This is a genomic window from Stutzerimonas stutzeri (genome assembly GCF_013522825.1).
GTDB lineage: Bacteria > Pseudomonadota > Gammaproteobacteria > Pseudomonadales > Pseudomonadaceae > Stutzerimonas > Stutzerimonas stutzeri_AK.
The window spans coordinates 69,079-89,945 of record NZ_JAAMQZ010000018.1 but is presented as its reverse complement, the minus strand read 5'-3'; the positions used below and the strand labels follow the sequence as shown (position 1 = coordinate 89,945).

General features: G+C 61.4%; 20 protein-coding genes. 5 read left to right on the top strand and 15 right to left on the bottom strand.

The window, feature by feature from the left end:
* Window positions 1-23 precede the first annotated feature (23 nt).
* The 12 genes from G7020_RS13125 to G7020_RS13070 form a co-directional block, all read right to left on the bottom strand.
* Window positions 24-788, bottom strand: a complete 765-nt coding sequence (locus tag G7020_RS13125) for a glycosyltransferase (RefSeq protein WP_181085078.1) — start codon at window positions 786-788, stop codon at window positions 24-26.
* Window positions 760-2,034 (bottom strand): hypothetical protein, encoded by a 1,275-nt coding sequence (locus G7020_RS13120; protein WP_258189342.1) that lies wholly within the window; start codon window positions 2,032-2,034, stop codon window positions 760-762. The genes G7020_RS13125 and G7020_RS13120 overlap by 29 nt, the downstream gene beginning before the upstream one ends.
* Window positions 2,035-2,558: 524 nt before the next feature.
* Window positions 2,559-3,527, bottom strand: a complete 969-nt coding sequence (fcl, locus tag G7020_RS13115; protein WP_181085076.1) for a GDP-L-fucose synthase — start codon at window positions 3,525-3,527, stop codon at window positions 2,559-2,561.
* Between the two features lie 2 nt (window positions 3,528-3,529).
* Window positions 3,530-4,654 carry a GDP-mannose 4,6-dehydratase gene (gmd, locus tag G7020_RS13110; protein WP_181085074.1) on the bottom strand — a complete coding sequence of 375 codons (1,125 nt, stop codon included), beginning with the start codon at window positions 4,652-4,654 and terminating at the stop codon, window positions 3,530-3,532.
* Window positions 4,655-4,704: 50 nt separating this feature from the next.
* Window positions 4,705-5,865, bottom strand: a complete 1,161-nt coding sequence (locus G7020_RS13105; RefSeq protein WP_181085071.1) for a glycosyltransferase — start codon at window positions 5,863-5,865, stop codon at window positions 4,705-4,707.
* A gap of 41 nt (window positions 5,866-5,906) precedes the next feature.
* Window positions 5,907-7,280: an oligosaccharide flippase family protein gene (locus G7020_RS13100; protein WP_181085069.1), complete on the bottom strand. Its 1,374-nt coding sequence runs from the start codon at window positions 7,278-7,280 to the stop codon at window positions 5,907-5,909.
* 15 nt (window positions 7,281-7,295) lie between these two features.
* Window positions 7,296-8,642, bottom strand: a complete 1,347-nt coding sequence (locus G7020_RS13095; protein WP_181085067.1) for a UDP-glucose dehydrogenase family protein — start codon at window positions 8,640-8,642, stop codon at window positions 7,296-7,298.
* A gap of 141 nt (window positions 8,643-8,783) precedes the next feature.
* Window positions 8,784-10,976, bottom strand: a complete 2,193-nt coding sequence (locus tag G7020_RS13090; protein WP_181085065.1) for a GumC family protein — start codon at window positions 10,974-10,976, stop codon at window positions 8,784-8,786.
* Window positions 10,977-10,978: 2 nt separating this feature from the next.
* Window positions 10,979-11,512 carry a polysaccharide biosynthesis/export family protein gene (locus G7020_RS13085; protein ID WP_181085063.1) on the bottom strand — a complete coding sequence of 178 codons (534 nt, stop codon included), beginning with the start codon at window positions 11,510-11,512 and terminating at the stop codon, window positions 10,979-10,981.
* A gap of 43 nt (window positions 11,513-11,555) precedes the next feature.
* Entirely contained in the window at window positions 11,556-12,713 is a 1,158-nt protein-coding gene (locus G7020_RS13080) for an outer membrane beta-barrel protein (RefSeq protein WP_181085061.1), read from the bottom strand.
* Between the two features lie 455 nt (window positions 12,714-13,168).
* Complete coding sequence (locus tag G7020_RS13075) at window positions 13,169-14,005, bottom strand: CvfB family protein (protein ID WP_181085059.1); 837 nt, start codon at window positions 14,003-14,005, stop codon at window positions 13,169-13,171.
* A 64-nt stretch (window positions 14,006-14,069) separates the two neighbouring features.
* Window positions 14,070-15,218 carry a PQQ-dependent sugar dehydrogenase gene (locus G7020_RS13070; protein WP_181085057.1) on the bottom strand — a complete coding sequence of 383 codons (1,149 nt, stop codon included), beginning with the start codon at window positions 15,216-15,218 and terminating at the stop codon, window positions 14,070-14,072.
* Window positions 15,219-15,438: 220 nt separating this feature from the next.
* Here G7020_RS13070 and G7020_RS13065 point away from each other — a divergent pair, with 220 nt between their 5' ends.
* From G7020_RS13065 to G7020_RS13050, 4 genes are all read left to right on the top strand, one after another.
* Window positions 15,439-15,618, top strand: coding sequence for a hypothetical protein (locus G7020_RS13065; protein WP_181085055.1), 180 nt, complete (start codon window positions 15,439-15,441; stop codon window positions 15,616-15,618).
* A gap of 96 nt (window positions 15,619-15,714) precedes the next feature.
* Window positions 15,715-16,437: an RNA pseudouridine synthase gene (locus tag G7020_RS13060; RefSeq protein ID WP_181085053.1), complete on the top strand. Its 723-nt coding sequence runs from the start codon at window positions 15,715-15,717 to the stop codon at window positions 16,435-16,437.
* Between the two features lie 169 nt (window positions 16,438-16,606).
* Window positions 16,607-17,365: a PAAT family amino acid ABC transporter substrate-binding protein gene (locus tag G7020_RS13055; protein ID WP_181085051.1), complete on the top strand. Its 759-nt coding sequence runs from the start codon at window positions 16,607-16,609 to the stop codon at window positions 17,363-17,365.
* 77 nt (window positions 17,366-17,442) lie between these two features.
* Entirely contained in the window at window positions 17,443-17,973 is a 531-nt protein-coding gene (locus G7020_RS13050; RefSeq protein ID WP_181085049.1) for a hypothetical protein, read from the top strand.
* Window positions 17,974-18,004: 31 nt separating this feature from the next.
* Here the strand turns inward: G7020_RS13050 and G7020_RS13045 are convergent, their stop codons facing one another.
* Window positions 18,005-18,196: a hypothetical protein gene (locus tag G7020_RS13045; RefSeq protein ID WP_181085047.1), complete on the bottom strand. Its 192-nt coding sequence runs from the start codon at window positions 18,194-18,196 to the stop codon at window positions 18,005-18,007.
* Window positions 18,197-18,416: 220 nt separating this feature from the next.
* Between G7020_RS13045 and G7020_RS13040 the strand changes: the two genes are divergently transcribed.
* Window positions 18,417-19,289: a DUF6279 family lipoprotein gene (locus G7020_RS13040; RefSeq protein ID WP_219852677.1), complete on the top strand. Its 873-nt coding sequence runs from the start codon at window positions 18,417-18,419 to the stop codon at window positions 19,287-19,289.
* Between the two features lie 47 nt (window positions 19,290-19,336).
* Here the strand turns inward: G7020_RS13040 and G7020_RS13035 are convergent, their stop codons facing one another.
* Window positions 19,337-19,768 (bottom strand): VOC family protein, encoded by a 432-nt coding sequence (locus G7020_RS13035; protein WP_181085045.1) that lies wholly within the window; start codon window positions 19,766-19,768, stop codon window positions 19,337-19,339.
* An 81-nt stretch (window positions 19,769-19,849) separates the two neighbouring features.
* On the bottom strand, window positions 19,850-20,791 hold the full coding sequence (locus tag G7020_RS13030) for a class I SAM-dependent methyltransferase (protein ID WP_181085043.1): 942 nt from the start codon (window positions 20,789-20,791) through the stop codon (window positions 19,850-19,852).
* Window positions 20,792-20,867: the final 76 nt, after the last annotated feature.

Genomic DNA, 20,867 nt, shown 5'->3' with positions numbered 1-20,867 from the left:
TTTTGTGGTCCCTGGAAAATCCGTTAACGCCCCAGTGCCGAGCGCAGTTGCTTGGTATGCGTATGCAGGTAGTGCAGTACATACAAGCCAAAGGCATTGACGCTGGAAAAGTTCAGAAAGCGCTTGCGAATATCCATGTCTTCACGAATCGCTTCGAAACGCCGCTTGTGCGATACACCAGTGGTATCGAAGATGCACAAGGGAAACGACAGCTGCATGACGTCGCGCTGCAGGTCGAGCCCCTGCAGGAACTCAAGCAACAGGCAATAATCGGCGGACAGTTTATAGTCGAGCCGAAACCTGAACTGGCGCAGCCGCTCATTCTCGAAATACATGGTCTGGTGACTGGCCGGCAACCCCAGCGGTGCGCGCTCGATGGGATGCGCGCTGGTCAGTTTCAGACTGCCACTGGCTTCCTTGCGATAGAAATCGCCATAGATGAACCGGGGCGCAATTGCCGCCTGTGACAACTCGGCATCTATCCTGGCCAGCACATCGGGACTGGCCAGGGCATCGCCGCTATTGAGGAACAGGGTATATCCCTCGGTTTCAACGGCACGCCGGCGGCCTTTATCCATGGCGTCATAAATACCCTTGTCGGCCTCTATGGTTATTTCTGCCTGGCTGTTGTCCAGCTTGCGCAGCCATTCAACGCTGCCATCCGTGGAGTTGCCATCGATGACGATCCAGCGGAAGTTGCGGAACGTCTGGCTGGCCAGGCTCCGATAAGTGTCCTTGAGACCATCCAGATTATTCCAGTTAATGGTGACGATACTGAAATTGACCATAATTCATCTGCCCCGGAGTTTCTGCATAGAAAGAATGTGCCGTCTGCACCTTGGCGTAATACAGGAAGAACGCCGCCGCCATTCCATATAGATCGCCGGAAAAGCTCAGGGCATTGGACAGCATGAAATTCATCATGCCGAACACGAATGACAGTTGCAGGGCTGCCAGCAGGCTGCCCTTTTCCTTGCACTGACGCATGATCCAGATAAAGCCGCCATAGAAGATCAGCACCACCAGCGGCATCAGGAAGCCATAGCGGTAATACACACCGAAGATGCCGACATCCGAGAGATAGAAATGCGCGTTGTAGATGCGCGAGAAGCCGCCATTCCATTGCAGTGACAATGCGCCCATGCCGAAATAGTTGTTGGCGCTAATTGCCTCGACGATGGTTGAGATGGTCCGCTCACGAACACCCGGCCCCGAGGCGGCCTCGAACAGCAGCGCATGGAAGCGTTCGTACTGCTGGATATAGAACTCAGGAACCAGGAACCAGGAAATCCCCAGGACGACGATGCCCAGCACGGACATCTTCATCAACGAGTCGATGCGCTTGCGGAAAATCCACAGACCGGCGAAGGCCCAGATCAGCATGGTCTGCCGGGTCTGCATGACCAGCCAGAGGTAGGCCACGAAATACAGCAGAATCAGCAGACCGCGCAGGGTCACCCTGTCACGCATGTCGTACATGACCATGAAGGCTGCCAGGGATACGAAGGCCGATCCTATGCGATAACGGTCGGGGCGCAGCAAGTCTTCGTACTGCGTCCAGTCGTCCACGGTGAACGACGCCACCGTGTTCCGCGGAATGATACCCAGGTAGTAACAGAAGCCGAATGTCGCACAGAACAGGGCGATATAGAGGAAATAGCGACCGAGTTCTTCCTGGGTGGGCTGCGCCATGAGCAGCAGAAAAAGCACCGGGAAGAACACCAGGTATTCCAGGAACCGGCGCTCCTCGAACAGACCGTAGATCAACGGCTGACCGAAATTCAGATTGGCCAGCACGGCGGACATCAGGGGCAGCATGGTGCCCATGAAAATGATCCACAGGCTGGTCCTGGATTGGTAGACCCATTTCCAGGCGACGAACAGGCACACCGTGGAGGCCACTACCAGCAGCAGGAAAATCTCCCTGAAGTAGGGAATCCCGGCACGCTTGTCATCCGTGAGGAAGAAGCACCCGGAATTCAGCAACAGCAGGACGATCAACAGATTCTTGTACGCCAGAACTTTCCTTAACAAGCGCTATCCCCAATATCCAGATGACGTGGCGAACACAAAAATCGAACCGGCATGACACCGTAAACGGCGATCACCCCCGGCAAGGAACCATGTGCCATGGATGGACAACGTCAACGGCGAAAAGGTCCACCCTGTTTGTAGCTGGGTCAGGCTTCACCGACCCGACGAACAGAAGCCAGGCAGCCAATGATGAAAGCCGTGCCTGTCCGGTGCTGTGCGGATGCCGGCGCCTCGCGGCGTCGGATTACGCCTTCGGCTAATCCGACCTACAACTCTGCAAATCTTGCACAAGTCATGTAGGTCGGGTCACGCCTCACCGACCCGACAAACGGAGCCAGGTAGCCGATGAGCGAAAGCCGCGCCTGTCCGGCGCTGTGCGGATGCCGGCGCCTCGCGGCGTCGGATTACGCCTTCGGCTAATCCGACCTACAACTCTGCAAACCTCGCACAAGTCATGTAGGTCGGGTCACGCCTCACCGACCCGACAAAACGGAGCCAGGCAGCCGATGAGCGAAAGCCGTCTTTCACTGCCTTATCTGGTGCTGGTTTTCGACGAACCAGCGATAGGCATCGCGCAGGCCGTCTTCCAGGCTGATGCTGGCCTGCCAGCCCAGTGCTTTGAGCCGGGACACATCCATCAGCTTGCGTGGCGTGCCGTCCGGTTTGCTGCTGTCGAAGATCAGCCGTCCCTGGTACTCGGTGACCCGCGCGATGGTTTCGGCCAGTTCGCGGATGCTGCAATCGACGCCGGTGCCGACGTTGATATGCGACAGCATCGGCTGGGTGTGCGCCTGATAGGTGGCATCGTCCAGTTCCATCACATGCACGCTGGCGGCGGCCATGTCGTCCACGTGGAGGAACTCGCGCTGCGGCTTGCCGCTACCCCAGATCACCACCTCGTCGTCGCCGCGCTGGGTCGCCTCATGGAAGCGCTTGAGCAGCGCCGGCACCACATGGCTGTTTTCCGGGTGGAAGTTGTCGTTGGGGCCGTAGAGATTGGTCGGCATCACGCTGCGGTAATCGCGCCCGTACTGGCGGTTATAGCTTTCGCAGAGCTTGATGCCGGCGATCTTGGCGACCGCATAGGGCTCGTTGGTCGGCTCCAGCACACCGGTCACCAGCGCCTCTTCCTTCATCGGCTGTTCGGCGAACTTGGGGTAGATGCAGGACGAGCCCAGAAACAGCAGTTTCTGCACATCGTTGCAGTGCGCCGCATGGGTGATGTTCGCCTCGACCATGAGGTTCTGGTAAATGAACTCGGCCGGGTAGGTGTTGTTGGCATGGATACCGCCGACCTTGGCCGAGGCCATGTAGACCTGATCGATGCGGTGCTCGGCGAAGAATGCATTCACCGCCGCCTGGTCAACCAGATCGAGGTCTTCCCGGCCACGTGTGAGGATATTGTCGTAGCCCAACGCCCGCAGGCGCCGGACGATGGCCGAACCGACCATCCCCCGATGCCCCGCGACGAAAACTCGTGCGTCACGATTCATTGTCAGTTCTCCAGTGTTACCGGTATCTCGAAGCCGTGCTCCTTGAGCAGGGCGTGGCGCTTGGCGACTTTCAGGTCCTCGCGAACCATCTCGGCGCACATCTCCTGCACGCTGATTTCCGGCGTCCAACCGAGCTTCTGCTTGGCCCGGCTCGGATCGCCCAGCAGGGTTTCGACTTCCGCCGGACGGAAATAGCGCGGATCGACCCGCACCACCACGTCACCTACTCGCAGCGCTGGCGCCATGTCGCCTTCGACACTTTCGACGATGCCACGCTCATCCACACCGCTGCCCTCGAAGCGCAGCTGCACGCCCAGCTCGGCGGCTGACCAGCGGATGAATTCGCGCACCGAATACTGCACGCCGGTGGCGATGACGAAATCCTCGGCCTGCTCCTGCTGCAGCATCATCCACTGCATGCGCACGTAGTCCTTGGCGTGGCCCCAGTCGCGCAGCGCGTCCAGGTTGCCCATGTGCAGGCACTTCTCCAGACCCTGGGCGATGTTGGCCAGGCCACGGGTGATCTTGCGGGTAACGAAGGTCTCGCCCCGGCGCGGCGACTCGTGGTTGAAGAGGATGCCGTTGCAGGCATACATGCCATAGGCTTCGCGGTAGTTGACGGTGATCCAGTAGGCGTAGAGCTTGGCCACCGCATAGGGCGAGCGCGGGTAGAAAGGAGTGGTTTCCTTCTGCGGAATCTCCTGCACCAGACCGTACAACTCGGAGGTGGAGGCCTGGTAGAAGCGCGTCTTCTTTTCCAGCCCCAGCAGGCGAATGGCTTCGAGAATGCGCAGGGCGCCCATGCCGTCGACGTCGGCGGTGTACTCAGGCGATTCGAAGCTCACCGCCACGTGCGACTGCGCACCCAGGTTGTAGACCTCGTCGGGCTGCACTTCCTGAATGATGCGCGTCAGATTGGAGGAATCCGTCAGATCGCCGTAATGCAGAACGAAGTTCTGATCCTCGACATGATGGTCCTGGTAGATGTGGTCTACCCGCTGGGTGTTGAACAGCGAGGCGCGGCGCTTGATGCCGTGCACTTCGTAACCCTTTTCCAGCAGAAGCTCCGCCAGATAGGAGCCGTCCTGACCTGTGATGCCCGTGATCAACGCTTTTTTACGTTCCATAGTGTTCACCTTTTCCATGATTGAGGGAGGGGTTGAGTCAATCCAGTGAGTCAGCTCGATCGGGCGCTTTTGAGTAGCATCTGCACACGCTCGAAAAAGCCGACGCATATCACCGGCAGGGAGGGAAACTTGTAGAAGAAGCGGAAGATGTCGTACTGCGTTCGCGGCGCGCGCAAGGCGGCGCTGTCCACTTCCGCGCTGTCGATCAGGGCGATGCCCTGCCCTGCCACGTCATGCAGCACGCTCAGTTCCATGGGCTTCATCGAGAGACTGAAACTGTGCAGGCCGGGCTTGTCGGTGCGCGTCAGTTGCAAACCGCTGCGGCAGTCCTTGCAGCCGAACAGGTTGACCCGGAAGTCATGGCCGGCGAGCTTCGGATTGAGCTTTTTCAGGGTCTGCGGCGAGAGTTCGCAGAAGGCGTCGTAGCGCGCCAGGCAATCATCGAAGTGGGCGAACTGGTAGTCGATCCGCTGCTGCTGGATGGCCACCTGAAAACGCGATGAAGCGATATAGAAATGCTGGCCGGGATCGCCGAAGTTGGTGGTCAGCGAGCGATAGGGGTAGACGAAATAACGGTCGCTGCTGATGATCCAGGCGTTGTACAGCTTCAGCCAGGAGGATTCCGGCCAGCTGCGAATATCACCGGGAATACCCTCGATGCGGCTGATATCCGTGCCATTGCCCACCAGCCACTCGCGAAAGCCCTGCCAGTGCCGACGCGACCAGGCCTGGCCCCAGGACGCGGCCAGCTGCATGAAATAGACATCCGAATTACCATCGTCGATGGGCGTGAACGGCAGGTTGGCAGTCTGGTTGAACTGCTGGCTATAGAGGCTGATGCCGGCCACACGCGGGTCATCGGCATAGTATTCCAGCGCCTGGGCCGTGTACTCGTAGAAATACGGCGAGACGAACAGGTCGTCTTCGAGCACCAGCACGTCGCCGTATTCCTCGGTGAGGTCGCCACAGGCCAGCACATGGTTGCGCAACCCCAGGCGCTTCTCGCGGTGGATCACCCGTTTCTCGCCATGTGGCCAGTCATAGGCCTCGGCCAGCCGCAGCGGTTCCAGCGTGCCGGAATTGTCCAGGCTGATCACCAGGCGGATCTCCCCGACCGGGTAATGCGCCTTGCTCAGCGAGGACAGCAGACGCTGCAGGCTCTTCGGTCGGTTGTAGCCGATGACGACGATGGTGGGCCGCTTTGCTGTCATGGGAAAATCCATATCGTTCAATGAAGAATGTCCTTGCCTGCTCATACCGTTGCCCTCTGCCGCACATACCAGCGCCTGGCCTGCAAAACGACGATCACCACCAGGCTCAGGTAGATCAGCACCCCGGCGGCGGAGAACGCCTGCACCGTGGCCAGCGCATCGCCGACCAGTACCGCTCCGCCGAACAGCGCCAGCACACGCAGGCTGGTGCTGAAAATCTCGAAAATCAGGAACCGCCCCTGCAGCGACAGCGCCGGCACCGCCACCACGCAGGGCCGCGAGACGAACACCAGGTACTCGGCCAGTGCCAGCCAGCGAGCGTATTCACCCGCCACCTGCCACTGCTCGCCGAACACCAGCGCGAACAGCCAGGGGCCGAATGCCACTACCAGACTGAAGGGCACCAGACCGACCAGTGCCAGCGCCGCAGTCGCTTTGATCAGCATTGCGGCCACAGGTTCACCGTCGTGGATCGCCCGGCTGATACGCGGGTAATAGACATCGGCCACCGACTTGCCGATGAGGTTGGTGGGCATGCTCATCGCCTGCCGGCACAGGGCGAAGAAACCGGCCGCCGCCGGGCCGAAATACACCGCCAGAATCAGCGTCGGCAGGTGCTGGGATACCGCATTGATCAGCATCACCGGCGCACGGAACAGGGGAAAGTCGCGATGCCGACGTGCCAGTCCGAGCAGACCGGGCTGCTGTTCCGCGCTTCTGCCGTTCTGATCGTCATCGTTGTGGTTATCGGTATGCGGCTTTGCCCGCAGCATCGCCAGGCCGAGCATCGTCGCGTGCAGTGCGTGCTGCAGCGCCGTGCTGCACACCAGTACCAGCGCCGAGGGCTGCACCAGTCCCGCCAACGTGCGAATGGAGTTGAACAGCAGCGAGTGGCCCACCGCGACGCTCGCGGTGATACGAAAACGTTGCGTGCGGAACAGCCACTGCTGGCAGATTTCCAGCGCCGCGCCGCTGAACATCACCAGCGGCACCAGCATCAGGTACGGCTGGATGATCTGCATCTGCAACCGGGTCGTAAGCGCCGCGCCGAACAGATAAAGCAGAAGCCCCACCAGCGCCGCCATCGCCAGGGCGATCAGCAGCGACAGGCGCACCAGCCCACGCGCATCGCCATCACGCCGGGGCAGCACGATGGCGATGGGATAGGTCAGCGCGGCCACCGGAATCAGCATCAGGGTCACGCTGAGAAAGGTGCCCAGCACGCCGTAGGCTTCCGGCCCGTAGATGCGCGTGATCACCGGCATGAACGCCAGCGTCAGTGCCTGCGCGCCGGCGGTGCCGCTGACCACGGTGAGAATGTTGCGCAACAGTCGGCTGTTGCGGCAGCCATGCAGCAGCACAGCCAGCCGCTCACGGAACATGGGAGAGCCGCTGCTCTGCTCGATGGTGCTCACTCAGCCATCTCCCGCTCAGGCCAGCACTGGCTGACGACCGATGCCGTAATAGCTGAAGCCTTCACGCTTGAGCTGTTCACGGTCGTACTGGTTGCGACCGTCGATGATCAGCGGGGTGTTGAGCAGGCGCTTCAGGGCACGGAAATCCGGGCGACGGAAAGGCTTCCACTCGGTCACCAGGCACAGCGCATCGGCGTCGATGGCCGCCTCGTACTGGCCTTCGGCGATCTGCAGCCGGCCATCGGCAAACCAGGCCTCGGGAAACTCGCGGCGGGCCGTCTCGCGCGCCACCGGGTCGAAGGCACGAACCTTGGCGCCGGCATTGATCAGGCTGTTGATCAGCACCACGCTCGGCGCCTCGCGCATGTCATCGGTGCCCGGCTTGAACGCCAGGCCCCAGACGGCGAAGGTGCGCCCGGCGAGATCGCCCTGGAAGTGACTGGAAAGCTTGTTGAACAGCGCGTGTTTCTGCTGATCGTTGCGCGCTTCCACCGCCTGCAGCAGCTTGGGTTCGAAGTCGCTCTGGTGGGCGATGTTGATCAGCGCCTTGACGTCCTTGGGGAAGCAGGAGCCGCCATAACCACAGCCGGCGTAGATGAAGTGGTAACCGATGCGCTCGTCCGAGCCGATGCCCAGGCGAACGTTCTCGATATCCACATCGAGCCGCTCGCACAGGCCGGCGACTTCGTTCATGAAGGAGATCTTCGTCGCCAGCATCGCGTTGGCGGCGTACTTGGTCATTTCCGCATCGCGGATGCCCATGAACAGGGTGCGCGGACGGTTGCGGATAAAGGGCGCGTAGAGCGCACTCATCACCTGCCGCGCATGCTCGTTGTCGGCGCCGATGACGATCCGGTCCGGGTGCATGAAGTCGTTGACCGCCGCGCCTTCCTTGAGGAACTCGGGGTTCGACACCACCGAGAACTCGATCTCGACGCCACGCGCTTCAAGCCGCTCGCTGATCGCAGCGCGTACCAGATCGGCGGTGCCTACCGGCACGGTGGACTTGTTGACGATGATGGCCGGGGCGCTGAGGTGGTCGCCAATCTGCCGGGCGACTTCCAGCACATAGCGCAGATCCGCCGAGCCATCCTCGCCGGGCGGCGTACCGACCGCGATGAAGAACACCTCGGACTGTTCGACCGCCTCGGCCAGCGACGTGGTGAAAACCAGTCGCCCGGAAGCGTGATTGTCACGCACGATCTCTTCGAGACCCGGCTCGTAGATGGGCAGGATGCCCTGCTTGAGGTTGTCGATCTTGCTCTTGTCGACATCCACGCAATGGACCCGGTTGCCCATTTCGGCAATGCAGGCGCCGGTTACCAGGCCCACGTAGCCGCTTCCAACAACGGTAATGTTCATAGCAGATTCCTCGATAAGTCATTCATGCAGGCGTGCCTCTGCTCGACCCCTGAAAAAGGGGCCGTTGGCGCAATCGTCTTGCTGGGCAGATTCAAGGGCCGACCAGACTCGTCTGGCCGGCCTGCATACGGGCGAGCCGGCTTACACCGTCTGCTCGCTGTAGCCGTAGTGGTCGTAATAGCCACGGAACTGGCCGTTCTTCCTGGCCTTCTCGACATCGACATGGTTGAGCACCACGCCTGCGACCGGTGCGCTGCTGTTCTGCAACTGGCTCACGCCCTTCTGCACGTGGGGGATCAGGGTGCTGTCGGACTTGACCACGTAGATCACCGCATCAGCCAGGGTCGACAGAACGGCCGCATCGCTGACCGCCTGGCTCGGCGGCGAGTCGATGATGATCCGCTCGTAACGGCCCTTGAGCACCTCCAGCAGCTTGCCGAAACGCGGTGAGGACAGCAGTTCCAGCGGGTTGGAGGGCACCGGACCGGCGGCGATCATGTCGACGTTGCCTACGCTGTGAATGCAGTCTTCGAGCCTGGCATTGCCACCGATCAGGTTCACCAGTCCCGGCGTACCGGGCTTCAGGTCGAAGGCCTTTTCCAGGGTTGCGCGGCGCAGGTCGGCATCGATCAGCAGCACACGATGCAGCTGGCCCATGGCGAATGCCAGGTTGGCCGAAACCGAACTCTTGCCCTCGCCCGGCGCAGTGGACGTGACCACCAGCACCTGGCGTGGCTGACTGGCTTCGCTGAGCAGCAGGTTGGTGCGGATGGTTCGCACAGCCTCACAGAAACGCTTGTCGCCGCTGCGCTCGAACAGATGGCTGACGTCCTTGCGCAACTTGCGCGGCACCTGCGGCACGATGCCCATCACCGGCAGATTGAGCTTGCTCTCCACCTCCTCGGAGCTCTTGAAGGTATTGTCGAGGATCTCGCGGATGATCGCCTGGGCGATGCCCAGTACCAGCGCCAGGAACAGCGCCACAACCAGAATCAGCTTGGTGTTCGGTGCGCTGGGTTCGGTCGGCGGGATGGCCGCATCGACCACGCGGGCATTGGTGGAACTCAGGTCCGAGGTCGCCGTGGTTTCCTGCAGACGGGTCATGAAGGTTTCGTACAGGGCGCGGTCGCTTTCGACCTGACGTTGCAGGTCACGCACCTTGAATTCCTTGCGCGAGATGTTCTGGATGCGGTCCTTGTTCTCGTCGAAGGAGGCACGCAGCGAATTCTCGTTGGCCACTGCCAATTGGTAGTTGCGTTCGATGCTCGCCACCACCTGCTCGACCTGCTGGCGCAGACTGGCGGTCGCCGCATTCAGGTCGGAGCGCGCCGAACCCATGGCCGGATGGCGGTCACCGTAACGACGCGAAAGATCTTCGACACGCGAGCGGGCATGCGCCTGATCAGCCTTGAACTGCTGGATCAGCGGATGACCGAGCACTGCCGGCACGCTGGACAGACGCTCCCAGCCCTGGCTGCGCATGGACTCGACCTGACGATACTGGCTCTCGGCTTCGGCGCGCTGACGACGGGCGTCGATCATGCGATCACCCGTGAGCGACAGCTCGTTGGCACTGATGGTGCCGATGCCATCCAGATCCACCAACCCTTCGGCGTCCAGATAGGCCTGCAGCTGATCCTCGGAGGCCTGCAGTTTTTCGCGCAGGGACACCAGGCGGTCGTTCATCCAGCCGGCTGCCGTCATCGACATGTCGACCTTGGCCTCCAGCTGGGCCTCGATATAGGCCTGTGCCAACTGGTTGGCAGCCTGCGCGGCGGTGAGGTTATCGGCCATGGAGACCGACAGATAGACCAGCTGGCTCTTGCCCTCGACCCAGACCGAGGTGCGCTCCATAAAGCGCTGGGTGGCGTAGTCCATGACCTGGGCTTCGGTGACCGGCTCGCGCTCTTCGCCGGTCAGCATGGCGGCCAGCGCACCGAAATCGATCAGCGGGCCGGGCTGCTGGCGCAGATCGAACTCGGGGTGTTCGGTCAGGCTCAGGTCGCGCACCACGCGCTCGGCGACGCCCCGGCTCTGCATCAGGCTGAGCTGGGTCTGAAGATATTCGCTGAGTTCCGGCGATTCGATCACCGGCTGGAACGACACCACAGGCGCACCCTTGGTCTCGATCAGCACCGAGGCGACCGCCTTGTAGATGGGCGTCATGCGCATCACCAGCAGGATCGTCAGCACGGCGACGATGCCGATCAGCAGGGCAATGCCCCACTTGCGCGACCAGATGGCATGCCAGATTTTTTTCAGGTCGATGAAGTCGCTATCGACAGTGCCGACTGGGCGCTGCCAGGGTCGGTCCGGGCGAACGGGGCTGTTCATGATCAGAAGAATCCTTCATCGATGTTGATCGTATCGCCGGGGCGAACCAGGGTGTCCATCGTGGCTTTTTCCGCGTTGCGTCCGTTTTCGGAGCCGCGCACGATGCTCATGCGCTTGGTCGAGGCGCGCTCGGTCAGGCCGCCCGCCAGGGCGATGGCCCGGTCCAGCGTGAGGCCCGGTTGATAGGGATAGCCACCGGGCGACTTGACCTCACCGGAGATGTAGAACTCGCGGTAATTGACCACCGATACCGAAACCCGTGGATCGATCAGATAACCGTCCTTGAGCGTTTCGATCAGCAGGGTGCGTACCTGGCCGGGCGTCTTGCCGTTGGCGTCCACCTCGCCAATGAAGGGAAAGGTGAAGGTGCCGGCGTCGGTCAGGCGTATCTCGTCGAACGAGAGATCCGGCTCACCGTGGACGCTGACGCGGATCACGTCGCCCGAGCCCAGTTGGTATTGCGCAGCGCTGGCCACGGCGCTGAATGTCAGCAGCACCAATAGCGACAGGTATTTGAAAAGGTTCTGGATGGTCATGCTCTGTTTCTCCTTGGACACTGATGCAACCTCCTGACCGGCCTCAAAGGCTCATGTCGAAACTCAGCAGGTAGACGTTTCTGTCGTAGGTCTCCCAGCTCATGCTGGAATCGTTTTCCGTTCTGAGATACGACAGGGTCACGTCGATCCAGCGGTCCGGCGACCAGGTCACGCCGGCGCCGTAGGAGGTTCGTTCGTCGTCCCGGTCGAGCCCCTTGTATTCGCGGTCGGAGAAGCGATACAGCAGCTCGCTGGAGATGCGTGAGGTCCACTCGTGCTCCCAGGTCGCCACGGTGGTCCAGTCGTTGATGGTGCTGGCGCCATCGTCGCCCTCGTCGAAGGCGCGGCGGCTGTTGAGCTTGAAGGCGGAGTAGCTGCGCGGTTCCCAGGTGACGCCGATTTCCCACATGGGGCTGGTGAAGTCTTCACGCTGGTCGCTGTCGAAATCCTTGCGCTCGACACCCAGCTTGACTGTGCCGGACGTCTTGGCACCCGCTTCCCAGGTGGCGCCGCCGAGCAACGCCAGGTTGGTGCTGTCGCGTAATGCGGTGGATTGCTTGTAGTCATGATCGGTGTGGCGGACTTCCAGCAGCGAGCGGGTAGTAGCGCCGAGGCGGTGGAACCAGATGGAGTTGAACATCAGGCTGTCACGCTCTTCCGAAGCATTCAGGTTGCCACTGTTGTGGTAGCGCCGCTCTTCATAGCGGGTACCGAATTCCAGCTGGTTACGAGCGGTGCGTGCGCCGTAGACATACGAGGCACGGGCGACGGCGCTGCTGTACTTGTCGTTCTCGGTATCGACCTCGGTATCGGCGGTCTCTTCCACACGGTGATAGGCCAGGCCCCAGTTCAGACGATGCCTGGAGGTAAATTCCATGGCGCTTCTGAGGCTCAGATGATGGTCGGTGTTGCTGGCTTCGGAATCGGAATGAAAGATGTCGCTGTTGAAGGAATACTCCAGCTCGTATTCGCTGTTGCGGTTGCCCGTTGCGAGCAGGAAGGTCGGGTTGATGCCCGTGACCCAGGAAGCCTGTTCGTTATCCGACAAACCCCGATAGTTGTCGTCGTAGCTCTCGCGCACGATCAGCGTGGGCGTGAACTCGAAACCACCAATGCGAATATCCCTCGGATCGCTCGCCGCCCAGCCTTGAGTGGTCGCGAGGCAGAATAGCGATGCACCCGCAAGCGTGATGTTCCTCATAACGAATCCCTTCTCGGAGATGAATTGTTGTTCATGCCTCGACCCCAACCGCGACGCTTGGCTTGTGAGGAGTCATAGACACGCAACAGACCGCAAATATCCGCGACAGTTGCACAATCGATCAGAGGGATGATTCGGGGAGGGAAGCAGCGGCAGTCAGAAGCAGTTTCGTGGAGAGGATTAGGCTTTGGAATAAAGCCGCACGTCGGGTCGGTAAAGCATGACCCGGCCTACATGACTTCGATGTCACCCGTTCGGATGTAGGTCGGATTAGCCGAAGGCGTAATCCGACGTTCCGCTGGCGTAACCGATAAACGGCCCCTGCCGTCCGTCAAGGCCGAATGAATTCGGCCCTACGGCCAGGTGTCCCGCTTCGACTGCCGACTCGTAGGGCCGAACTTGTTCGGCCTTGGCCAGCGAGGGGCGCCGGGCCGACTGCCCACCGCCGTCCGGGATCAGACGCGCTCGATGCGGTCCGGGTGAATCAGGATGCGGCCCTGCTTGTAGAGCCCGCCGATGGCCTTCTTGAAGTTGCCCTTGCTGACACCGAACTGCTGCGCGATTTCATCGGCGGGGGTCTTGTCGCCAACAGCCAGGCTGCCCTGGTTTTCCTGCAGTTTCTGCAGAATCAGCGCCTGCAGGGCATCGCCGGCTTCGCTGCCCAGCGGTTGCAGGCTCAGGCTGATCTTGCCATCGGCGCGCACTTCCCGGATATAGCCCTTTTCACGCATGCCGCCACGCAGGAACTTGAACGCCTCGTTCTTGTGGATCAGGCCCCAGTGCTGGCCGTTGATGATCGCCTTGTGGCCCAGATCGGTCCGCTCCACCACCAGCAAGTCCACCGCCTCGCCGGCGCGATAACGCGGCGGCGTCTTGTCGAGGTAGCGATCCAGACGCGCCGTGGCGGTGATACGCCGGGTGTGCTTGTCGAGGTAGACGTAGACGACACAGTAATCACCCTCGTTCAGCGGTCGCTTTTCCTCGGAATGCGGCAGCAACAGGTCCTTGGGCAGGCCCCAGTCGAGGAACAACCCGACCCGGTTGATCTGCACCACCTTGAGGCTGGCGAATTCGCCCACCTGGACTTTTGGCTTTTCGGTGGTGGCGATGAGCTTGTCGTCGCTGTCGAGGTAGATGAAAACGTTGAGCCAGTCATCGACCTCGGTGGGCGTATCCTTCGGGATGTAGCGATTAGGCAGCAGGATCTCGCCATCCGGACCGCCGTCCAGATAAAGGCCGAATCCGGTGTGCTTGACGATTTGCAGGCTGTTGTAGCGCCCGATTGCGGCCATGGTGAAAATCCTGTGAGTCGAGGCCGGCGATTCTAGCAGGCCGGCACTGCATCGGCTGCCAGGTTCAACGGTCTGCCAGAGCGATTCGCAGCAACCGGCCTTTCGACGAATCCGTCAGCAAGTAGAGATAGCCATCCGGCCCGAGCCGTACATCGCGGATGCGCTCGTTCAAGTCCTTGAGCAGACGCTCGTCATGAACGACACGGTCGCCATCGAGTTGCAGGCGAATCAGCGAGCGGTCCAGCAAGGCGCCGACGAACAGGTTCTGCTGCCACGGCGCGAAACGCTCGGCGTCATAGAAGGCCATGCCGCTGATGGCCGGCGACTGGCGCCAGACATGATGCGGCGGCTCGGTGTCGGGAGCGGATTCGCCCAGCGCCTCGGAAATGGGACTCCCGCTGTAGTCGATGCCATGGGTCGCCAGCGGCCAGCCGTAGTTGCGTCCCGGCTGGGGAATATTGATTTCGTCACCACCGCGCGGGCCATGTTCGTGGGTCCAGACCTCGCCGCTCCAGGGGTTGAGCGCCGCGCCCTGCTGATTGCGGTGGCCGTAGGACCAGATTTCCGGTTGCGCGCCCTCGGTGTTCACGAAAGGGTTGTCCTGCGGCACCTGGCCGTCGGGTTCGATCCGCACCAGTTTGCCCTGGTGCTTGTCCAGATCCTGCGCGGTAGGCCGCTGGTTGTTTTCACCGAGCGCGACAAACAGCCGGCCCTCGCCGTCGAATACCAGTCGCGAGCCGAAATGCAGGCCGCTGGAGAGTTTCGGGCGCTGCTCGAAAATCACCGTGAAACCTTCCAGCGAGCGCCGGTCGTCCGCCAGCCGGCCACGCCCCACTGCCGTCCCGGCCTTGCCGTCATCGCCCTGCTGCGCATAACTGAGATAGACCAGGCGGTCCTTGTGGAAATCTGGCGAAAGCTGCACGTCGAGCAATCCACCCTGGCCCTGGGCATACACCTGCGGCACACCGTCGAGGGGATCGGAGAGCCGGCCCTCGGCATCGACCAGTCGCAAGCTGCCGGGGCGCTCGGTCACCAGCATGGCGCCGTCATCGGGCAGGAAAGCCACGGCCCAGGGGTATTTCAGGCCATGAGCGACCTCCTCCACGCTGATCCGACCCAGTTCGCTGTCGTGATATTCGACCTCGGCCAGTACCAGGGACGAACAGGCAAGCGCAAAACCACAGGACAGAGCGCGGATGGCAGGGTGTGGCATGGGAAACCTCCAAAGCGAATGTACGAGCCTGCAAAGAAGACCATGGCCCCGGCAAAACGCTTCAGCAAATGTTTCGTCTTGCCGTTGGCCGAAGGCATGGTCCGTCCCACGAGCTTTGTAGAAACAGGCCATGCCTGCAACCCCCACATCGGAAAGTCAAACAAAAATCTGAAAAATCTGTACAATGCCCGGTTCGACTGACTAAAGGAACCTAATGACGATGGCCACCAAGACCACCTCCGCCAAACGCAAGCCAGAACCTGCCAGCGAAACCAGCCAGTCCCTGGCCGCTCAAATGGCCGCCTTTCTCAAGGCCGGCGGCGAAGTCCAGAAGATCCCCAATGGCGTCAGCGGCCAGACTCAAGGCCCGTCACGCCAGATCACCATCAGCAAGAAGTAATACCCGCGCCACCCTACCGAAACAGCGAGCTTCCGCTGTCATTGCCGTACCGCAGTGGCTCGCCAGGTTTCCCCTCCTGCGCCATCCGAGCTTTCCATGACCGAGCCGACACGCCTGTCCAAACGCCTCGCCGAGCAGCTCGGCTGTTCCCGGCGTGAGGCCGAGTTGTATATCGAGGGCGGCTGGGTCAGCGTCGATGGGCAGATCATCGAAATGCCCTACTTCAAGGTCGTGCAGCAGCGTATCGAATTGCTGCCCGGCGCCACCCCTGCCGAAGTGCCGCCGGTCACGCTGCTGCTGCACAAGCCTGCCGGCCAGCCGGTCGCCGCAGACCCGTCGAGCATCCAGGCGCAACTCGCCCAGGCTACCCATTGGAGCGGCGACGATGCACGCCTGACGCCGCGCGCACGCCACCTCGCCCGCCAGACCGCACTGGTGCCGCTGGAGCCGGAGATCAGCGGCCTGGTGGTGTTCAGCCAGCAACGCGAGGTCATTCGCAAGCTGAGCGACCCGCGCGACCGGCTCGAACAGGAATTCATCGTGGAAGTGGCGGGCGAAGCCGAGGCGGGCGGGCTTGAACTGCTGGCCAAGGGCATCGGCCATCGCGGCAGGGTCCTGCCCAGGGCCAAGGCCAGCTGGCAGAACGAAACCCGCCTGCGCATCGTCCTCAAGGCGCCGCAGGCCGGCGATCTGCGACAGCTCTGCGAATCCATCGGCCTGCGCATGCTGAGCGGCAAACGTATCCGCATCGGTCGCCTGTCGATGGCCAAGCTGGCGCTGGGCGAATGGCGCTTCCTGGGTGAACACGAGCGTTTCTGAGTCACCGGCTTCATGCTGGCGAATGAATGCGGCCCTACGGCTCGCTTCGCTTACTCAAGCCCGTAACTCGCGCCAAGCCCAAGGCCAAACTATGCTTGGTCTGTCGCCATGCGACCGGGAGTGACCGGACCGGATTCCGACCACCTCGCCATCCCGAGAAAGGTGCGCCATGCCGAGACTCCTTCTGGTGCTCGTATTCAGCCTGCTGCCACTGACCTGTTTCGCCCAGCAGTCTGTCGAAGTATGGACTTATCATCTTTCACCACCATTCAAGCTCGAAGCCTCGCAGGGGCTTTCCCAGGATTTCGTCGAGCTGCTCAACAGTGATCCGGCCAATGCCGGGCGCTTCCGCTTCAAGCTGGTTGAACTGCCGCGCAAACGCCTGGATATGCACCTTGCTCGCGGCTCGCCCGGCCTTCTGCTCTGGGCCACACCACGCTTCTTCAGCGCCGAACTGACAGCCAACGGCCAATGGACGCAAGCCCTCCTGGTCGATCAGCAGAGCTTCGTCTCGCTGCCCGATACGGCGTTCGAATATGAACGCCCGCAGTCACTCAACGGACTCATCCTCGGCGGCGTACTCGGCTATCACTATGAAGGGATCGAGAAGGAAATCGCCAGCGGCGCGATCCGTCGCCAGGATGTACAGACCGATCTTCAAAATCTGCAGAAACTGCTTTCAGGGCGCATCCATATTCTACTTGTCGCGCACTCCACGCTGCTCTACTACCGTCAGAGCGAAAAACTCGGCGATCTGTACATTTCTGAAAAGCCCCTGTATCAATTCACCCGACACCTGTTGATCACGAATAACCTGGGTGAGGCGGTAACCGGCTATCTCGATGGCTTTCTCGCTACCCTGCCGGGCAATCCGCACTGGCAGATCATTCTGAGCCGCTACGGGCTTCAGTCCATGATTGCGCCATGAGACATGTCTGAACGGAAAGCCAACACGCAGGCCAGAGGCCCAGGACGCACCCGCAACGACAAGAGAAAAGACATTTGATGAAAAACGCACTGGTGATCGGACTGCTTATGGTCCTGGGTGGCTGTGCCTCGCATTCATGCGATCAACCGGGCAGCGCCTGCCGCGCCGAGCGGCTGCTGTACCAGAATGACCTGTTGCAGGCCAAGATCCTCATCTCCCAGGCCGATGAAGACGGCTACGAACTCGCCCACGCATTGCTCGATCGCAGCGCCCGTCTCGACAAGCGTGGCGAAACCGAGTTCTACCAGGCGCTGTTGCTGATTCGCCAGGGGCCACAACAGGCAGAGGTGCTGCGATTGCTGGAGCGGGCCGGCGACAAGGGCCATCCGCATGCGGTGGCGCTGCTCTACAAGATCTACCAGCAACCCTATCTGGTCGATGAACAGCAGCCTGAAAAGGCCGAATCCTATCGCCGCGCCTATGCCGGGCTGGATGTTGCGCAGAGCGGCTACCCTTCTTTCGAAAAGGCCCTGGAGCTGGTCTCACAGCTCATCGAGCCGCCGCCCCAGGCTGAGTGGGTCGTACCCTGCCCCAGCCATTGTCAGTAACCCCCAAGTGCGGCAAGTGTTTTCAAACCCGCTAACGAGGCGCCGGGGTCTGGGAAATCTTCGGCTCCTGCTCGCCATCCACCACGGCCTGCGCTTCCTCCCGCGTGGCGTAGGGACCGGCGATGGTCGTGCCATCCATCTCCACCACCCAGCAGGTGACCCAGGTCGGGCGCCAGCTTTGGGGTATTTCGTCTCCACTCAGGTGTCTGATACTGGTCTGCATAACGACTGCCCTCGATTGAAATGGCGATCCGCTCCATCGCGGCCCATGACTTAGTGACCACGCCAAGCAACGTTCTTCTCGCACAAACGAGCCGTTACTGTTTACAGGCTGTTAAAAAAGCTGCGCAGACCGTGCTTCACAAGACTCTTGTGACCGAACTGCCGGAGCGCCTTGCGGCTCTATTCAGGAGCGCAGCATTTCAACAAGACGAGGAACCGCGATGCGGATTCGCCCGACACCTGGCTCCAAGGCACTACTGTTGCTGCTGGCGATGGTGGTGACGCTGGTCGGCTGCAGCCGCATCAACCTTGCCTATCGCAACCTGGACCTGCTGGTTTCCTGGTCGCTGGATGACTACCTGGACATGAACCGCAACCAGCAGAGCCGCCTGCGCGAACAGTTGCGCGAACACATCGCCTGGCACTGCCGTACGCAGCTGCCGGACGACCTCGACGCCCTTCAGCGCATGCAGCGACAGATACGCCAGGGCGAACTCGATGAACGCGCCATCCGCAGCCACTATCAGGACATAAGGCAAGCCATTCAATCCGTGGCCGTGGAAATCACACCAACGACCGTGCAATTGCTGCGCGAGCTGGATGATCGTCAGGTGAACCAGCTCGCCAAGGCCCTCGCCGAGAACCATCAAGAACATCAGGAGAAATACCTGGCCGCGCCACTTCCGCAACAGATCCGCGAGCGTGCCGAGCGCATGGGCAAGCGTATCGAACAGTGGACCGGCAAGCTCGATGCCGCACAGCACCAGCGCATTCTGGCCTGGGCGCATACCCTGGATGAGCAGAACCGTCTCTGGCTGGAAAACCGGCAGCGCTGGCAAGCCGCCCTGCTGGAGACTCTGGCCGAGCGCCATGAAGCGGGCTTCGAGCAACGCATCGCCCGCCTGCTGCAGGAACGCGAGTCAATGGGGACGGACGCCTATCGCGCAACCCTGGCCCGCAACGAAAGCGCAACCATCAGCCTGATCAGTGACCTCTATGCGCTGTCCGATACGGAGCAACGGCGCCATCTCGACAAACGCTTGCAGCGCCTGCGCCAGGATCTGGGCTCACTGGACTGCCTGCCTGATGCCTGAGCAGGCCTGCCGCCGGCGACTCTAGCAGGTAGTTTTTCAACAGCCTGCTACGACTCGGCCCAGGGATCATAAGTACCAAAGCTCCACAGATGCCCTTCCGGGTCACGGCAACTGAAACCGCGGCCACCATAATCCTCATCCTTCAGCTCACGGACGATCTGCGCTCCGGCGGCCTTGGCCTTGGTGTAAAGGGCGTCGGCGCTGGTCACGATGACGTAGATGCCCTGCGTCGAAACCCCGCCCACTTCGTCCGGCTGACTGAACAGGCGATCCTCCTGGGTATCGCTCACCGGCCCCAGCATCAACAGGCTGCTGCCAAAGCCCAGCTGAGCATGAAGGATGCCAGCCTGTTCATCCTCTACCACACGCCGCCGCTCGAAATCGAACACTCCGCACAGCCACTCCAGCGCAGCGGGAAGGTCGCGGTAACACAGGCAGGGGATCAGGTTGGCGGCGGTGTTCTTGCTATACAGGGACATGGGAACTCCTTCTGACAGGCAGCCAAATGCGGCGCATGCAGATTCCGACCCGCAACGGCCTGTTCAGGTTTCCTCACCCCCTCAGCACACTCGCTCGAACACCAGCGCCTTCAGCCCACTGTCGGAACTGATATCGGGAAATTCCGGCGGGTTTTCCAGGCGCTGCACGAACACCAGGCCGGGCGCCTCGGCGGCGATACCCTCGATCAGGAAATCCGGCCCGGTATCCGGGTCGTTGATGCAGGCCAGCACCCTGCCGGTTGGCGTCAGCAGCTCGGGCAGGCGGCGCAGGATCTTCTGGTAATCACGGTCCAGGGCGAAGCTGCCCTTCTGGAACGACGGCGGATCGACGATCACCAGATCGTAGGGCCCACTCTTGCGGATCTTGCCCCAGGATTTGAACAGCTCGTGGCCGAGAAAGCTGACCTTGCCCAGGTCATGCTCGTTGAGCCGGTGATTATCTCGCCCGCGACTGAGCGCCGCGCGCGCCATGTCGAGATTGACCACATGCTCGGCGCCGCCGGCAATCGCCGCCACGGAAAAGCCGCAGGTGTAGGCGAACAGGTTGAGCACGCGCAAACCCCGCGCCTGTTCCTGCACCCAACGCCGGCCATAACGCATGTCGAGGAACAGTCCGTTGTTCTGCTTGATGCCCAGATCGAGCTTGTAACGCAGGCCGTTTTCGCTGATCAGCCATTCTTCGACAGGCTCGCCCAGCAGCTGCTCCATGCGACTGTCCGGAAGATAGCGATGCTGCAGCAGCAGGCTGTGTGCCCCGCTCGCCAGCCACTCGACGCTCTGGCCGAGCGCCAGCAGAATCTCCCGCAACGCATCCAGTTCGGTATCCGCCGGCGCACGGAACAGCGACACCAGCAGCACCCCCTGCAGCCAGTCCACCGTCACATGCTCAAGCCCCGGCCAGCAACGGCCACGGCCATGGAACAGCCGGCGCGTCTCGACAGGTGGCTGCGCCAGGGCAGTGATCAGGTGTTGCTGCAGTGTAGCGAGGGCGTCCGGCTGCATGAAAAGTCATCGCGAGGTGGAAAGCGCGTGATTCTAAACGCGATTCGAGAGGTGTGTATGTTTGTCAGGCAATCGC

Coding starts and splice junctions, on each gene's coding strand:
- G7020_RS13125 (WP_181085078.1), bottom strand. CDS start 788: ATGGTCAATTTCAGTATCGTCACCATTAACTGGAATAATCTGGATGGT.
- fcl (WP_181085076.1), bottom strand. CDS start 3,527: ATGAATCGTGACGCACGAGTTTTCGTCGCGGGGCATCGGGGGATGGTC.
- gmd (WP_181085074.1), bottom strand. CDS start 4,654: ATGGAACGTAAAAAAGCGTTGATCACGGGCATCACAGGTCAGGACGGC.
- G7020_RS13105 (WP_181085071.1), bottom strand. CDS start 5,865: ATGACAGCAAAGCGGCCCACCATCGTCGTCATCGGCTACAACCGACCG.
- G7020_RS13095 (WP_181085067.1), bottom strand. CDS start 8,642: ATGAACATTACCGTTGTTGGAAGCGGCTACGTGGGCCTGGTAACCGGC.
- G7020_RS13090 (WP_181085065.1), bottom strand. CDS start 10,976: ATGAACAGCCCCGTTCGCCCGGACCGACCCTGGCAGCGCCCAGTCGGC.
- G7020_RS13085 (WP_181085063.1), bottom strand. CDS start 11,512: ATGACCATCCAGAACCTTTTCAAATACCTGTCGCTATTGGTGCTGCTG.
- G7020_RS13080 (WP_181085061.1), bottom strand. CDS start 12,713: ATGAGGAACATCACGCTTGCGGGTGCATCGCTATTCTGCCTCGCGACC.
- G7020_RS13075 (WP_181085059.1), bottom strand. CDS start 14,005: ATGGCCGCAATCGGGCGCTACAACAGCCTGCAAATCGTCAAGCACACC.
- G7020_RS13070 (WP_181085057.1), bottom strand. CDS start 15,218: ATGCCACACCCTGCCATCCGCGCTCTGTCCTGTGGTTTTGCGCTTGCC.
- G7020_RS13065 (WP_181085055.1), top strand. CDS start 15,439: ATGGCCACCAAGACCACCTCCGCCAAACGCAAGCCAGAACCTGCCAGC.
- G7020_RS13060 (WP_181085053.1), top strand. CDS start 15,715: ATGACCGAGCCGACACGCCTGTCCAAACGCCTCGCCGAGCAGCTCGGC.
- G7020_RS13055 (WP_181085051.1), top strand. CDS start 16,607: ATGCCGAGACTCCTTCTGGTGCTCGTATTCAGCCTGCTGCCACTGACC.
- G7020_RS13050 (WP_181085049.1), top strand. CDS start 17,443: ATGAAAAACGCACTGGTGATCGGACTGCTTATGGTCCTGGGTGGCTGT.
- G7020_RS13045 (WP_181085047.1), bottom strand. CDS start 18,196: ATGCAGACCAGTATCAGACACCTGAGTGGAGACGAAATACCCCAAAGC.
- G7020_RS13040 (WP_219852677.1), top strand. CDS start 18,417: ATGCGGATTCGCCCGACACCTGGCTCCAAGGCACTACTGTTGCTGCTG.
- G7020_RS13035 (WP_181085045.1), bottom strand. CDS start 19,768: ATGTCCCTGTATAGCAAGAACACCGCCGCCAACCTGATCCCCTGCCTG.
- G7020_RS13030 (WP_181085043.1), bottom strand. CDS start 20,791: ATGCAGCCGGACGCCCTCGCTACACTGCAGCAACACCTGATCACTGCC.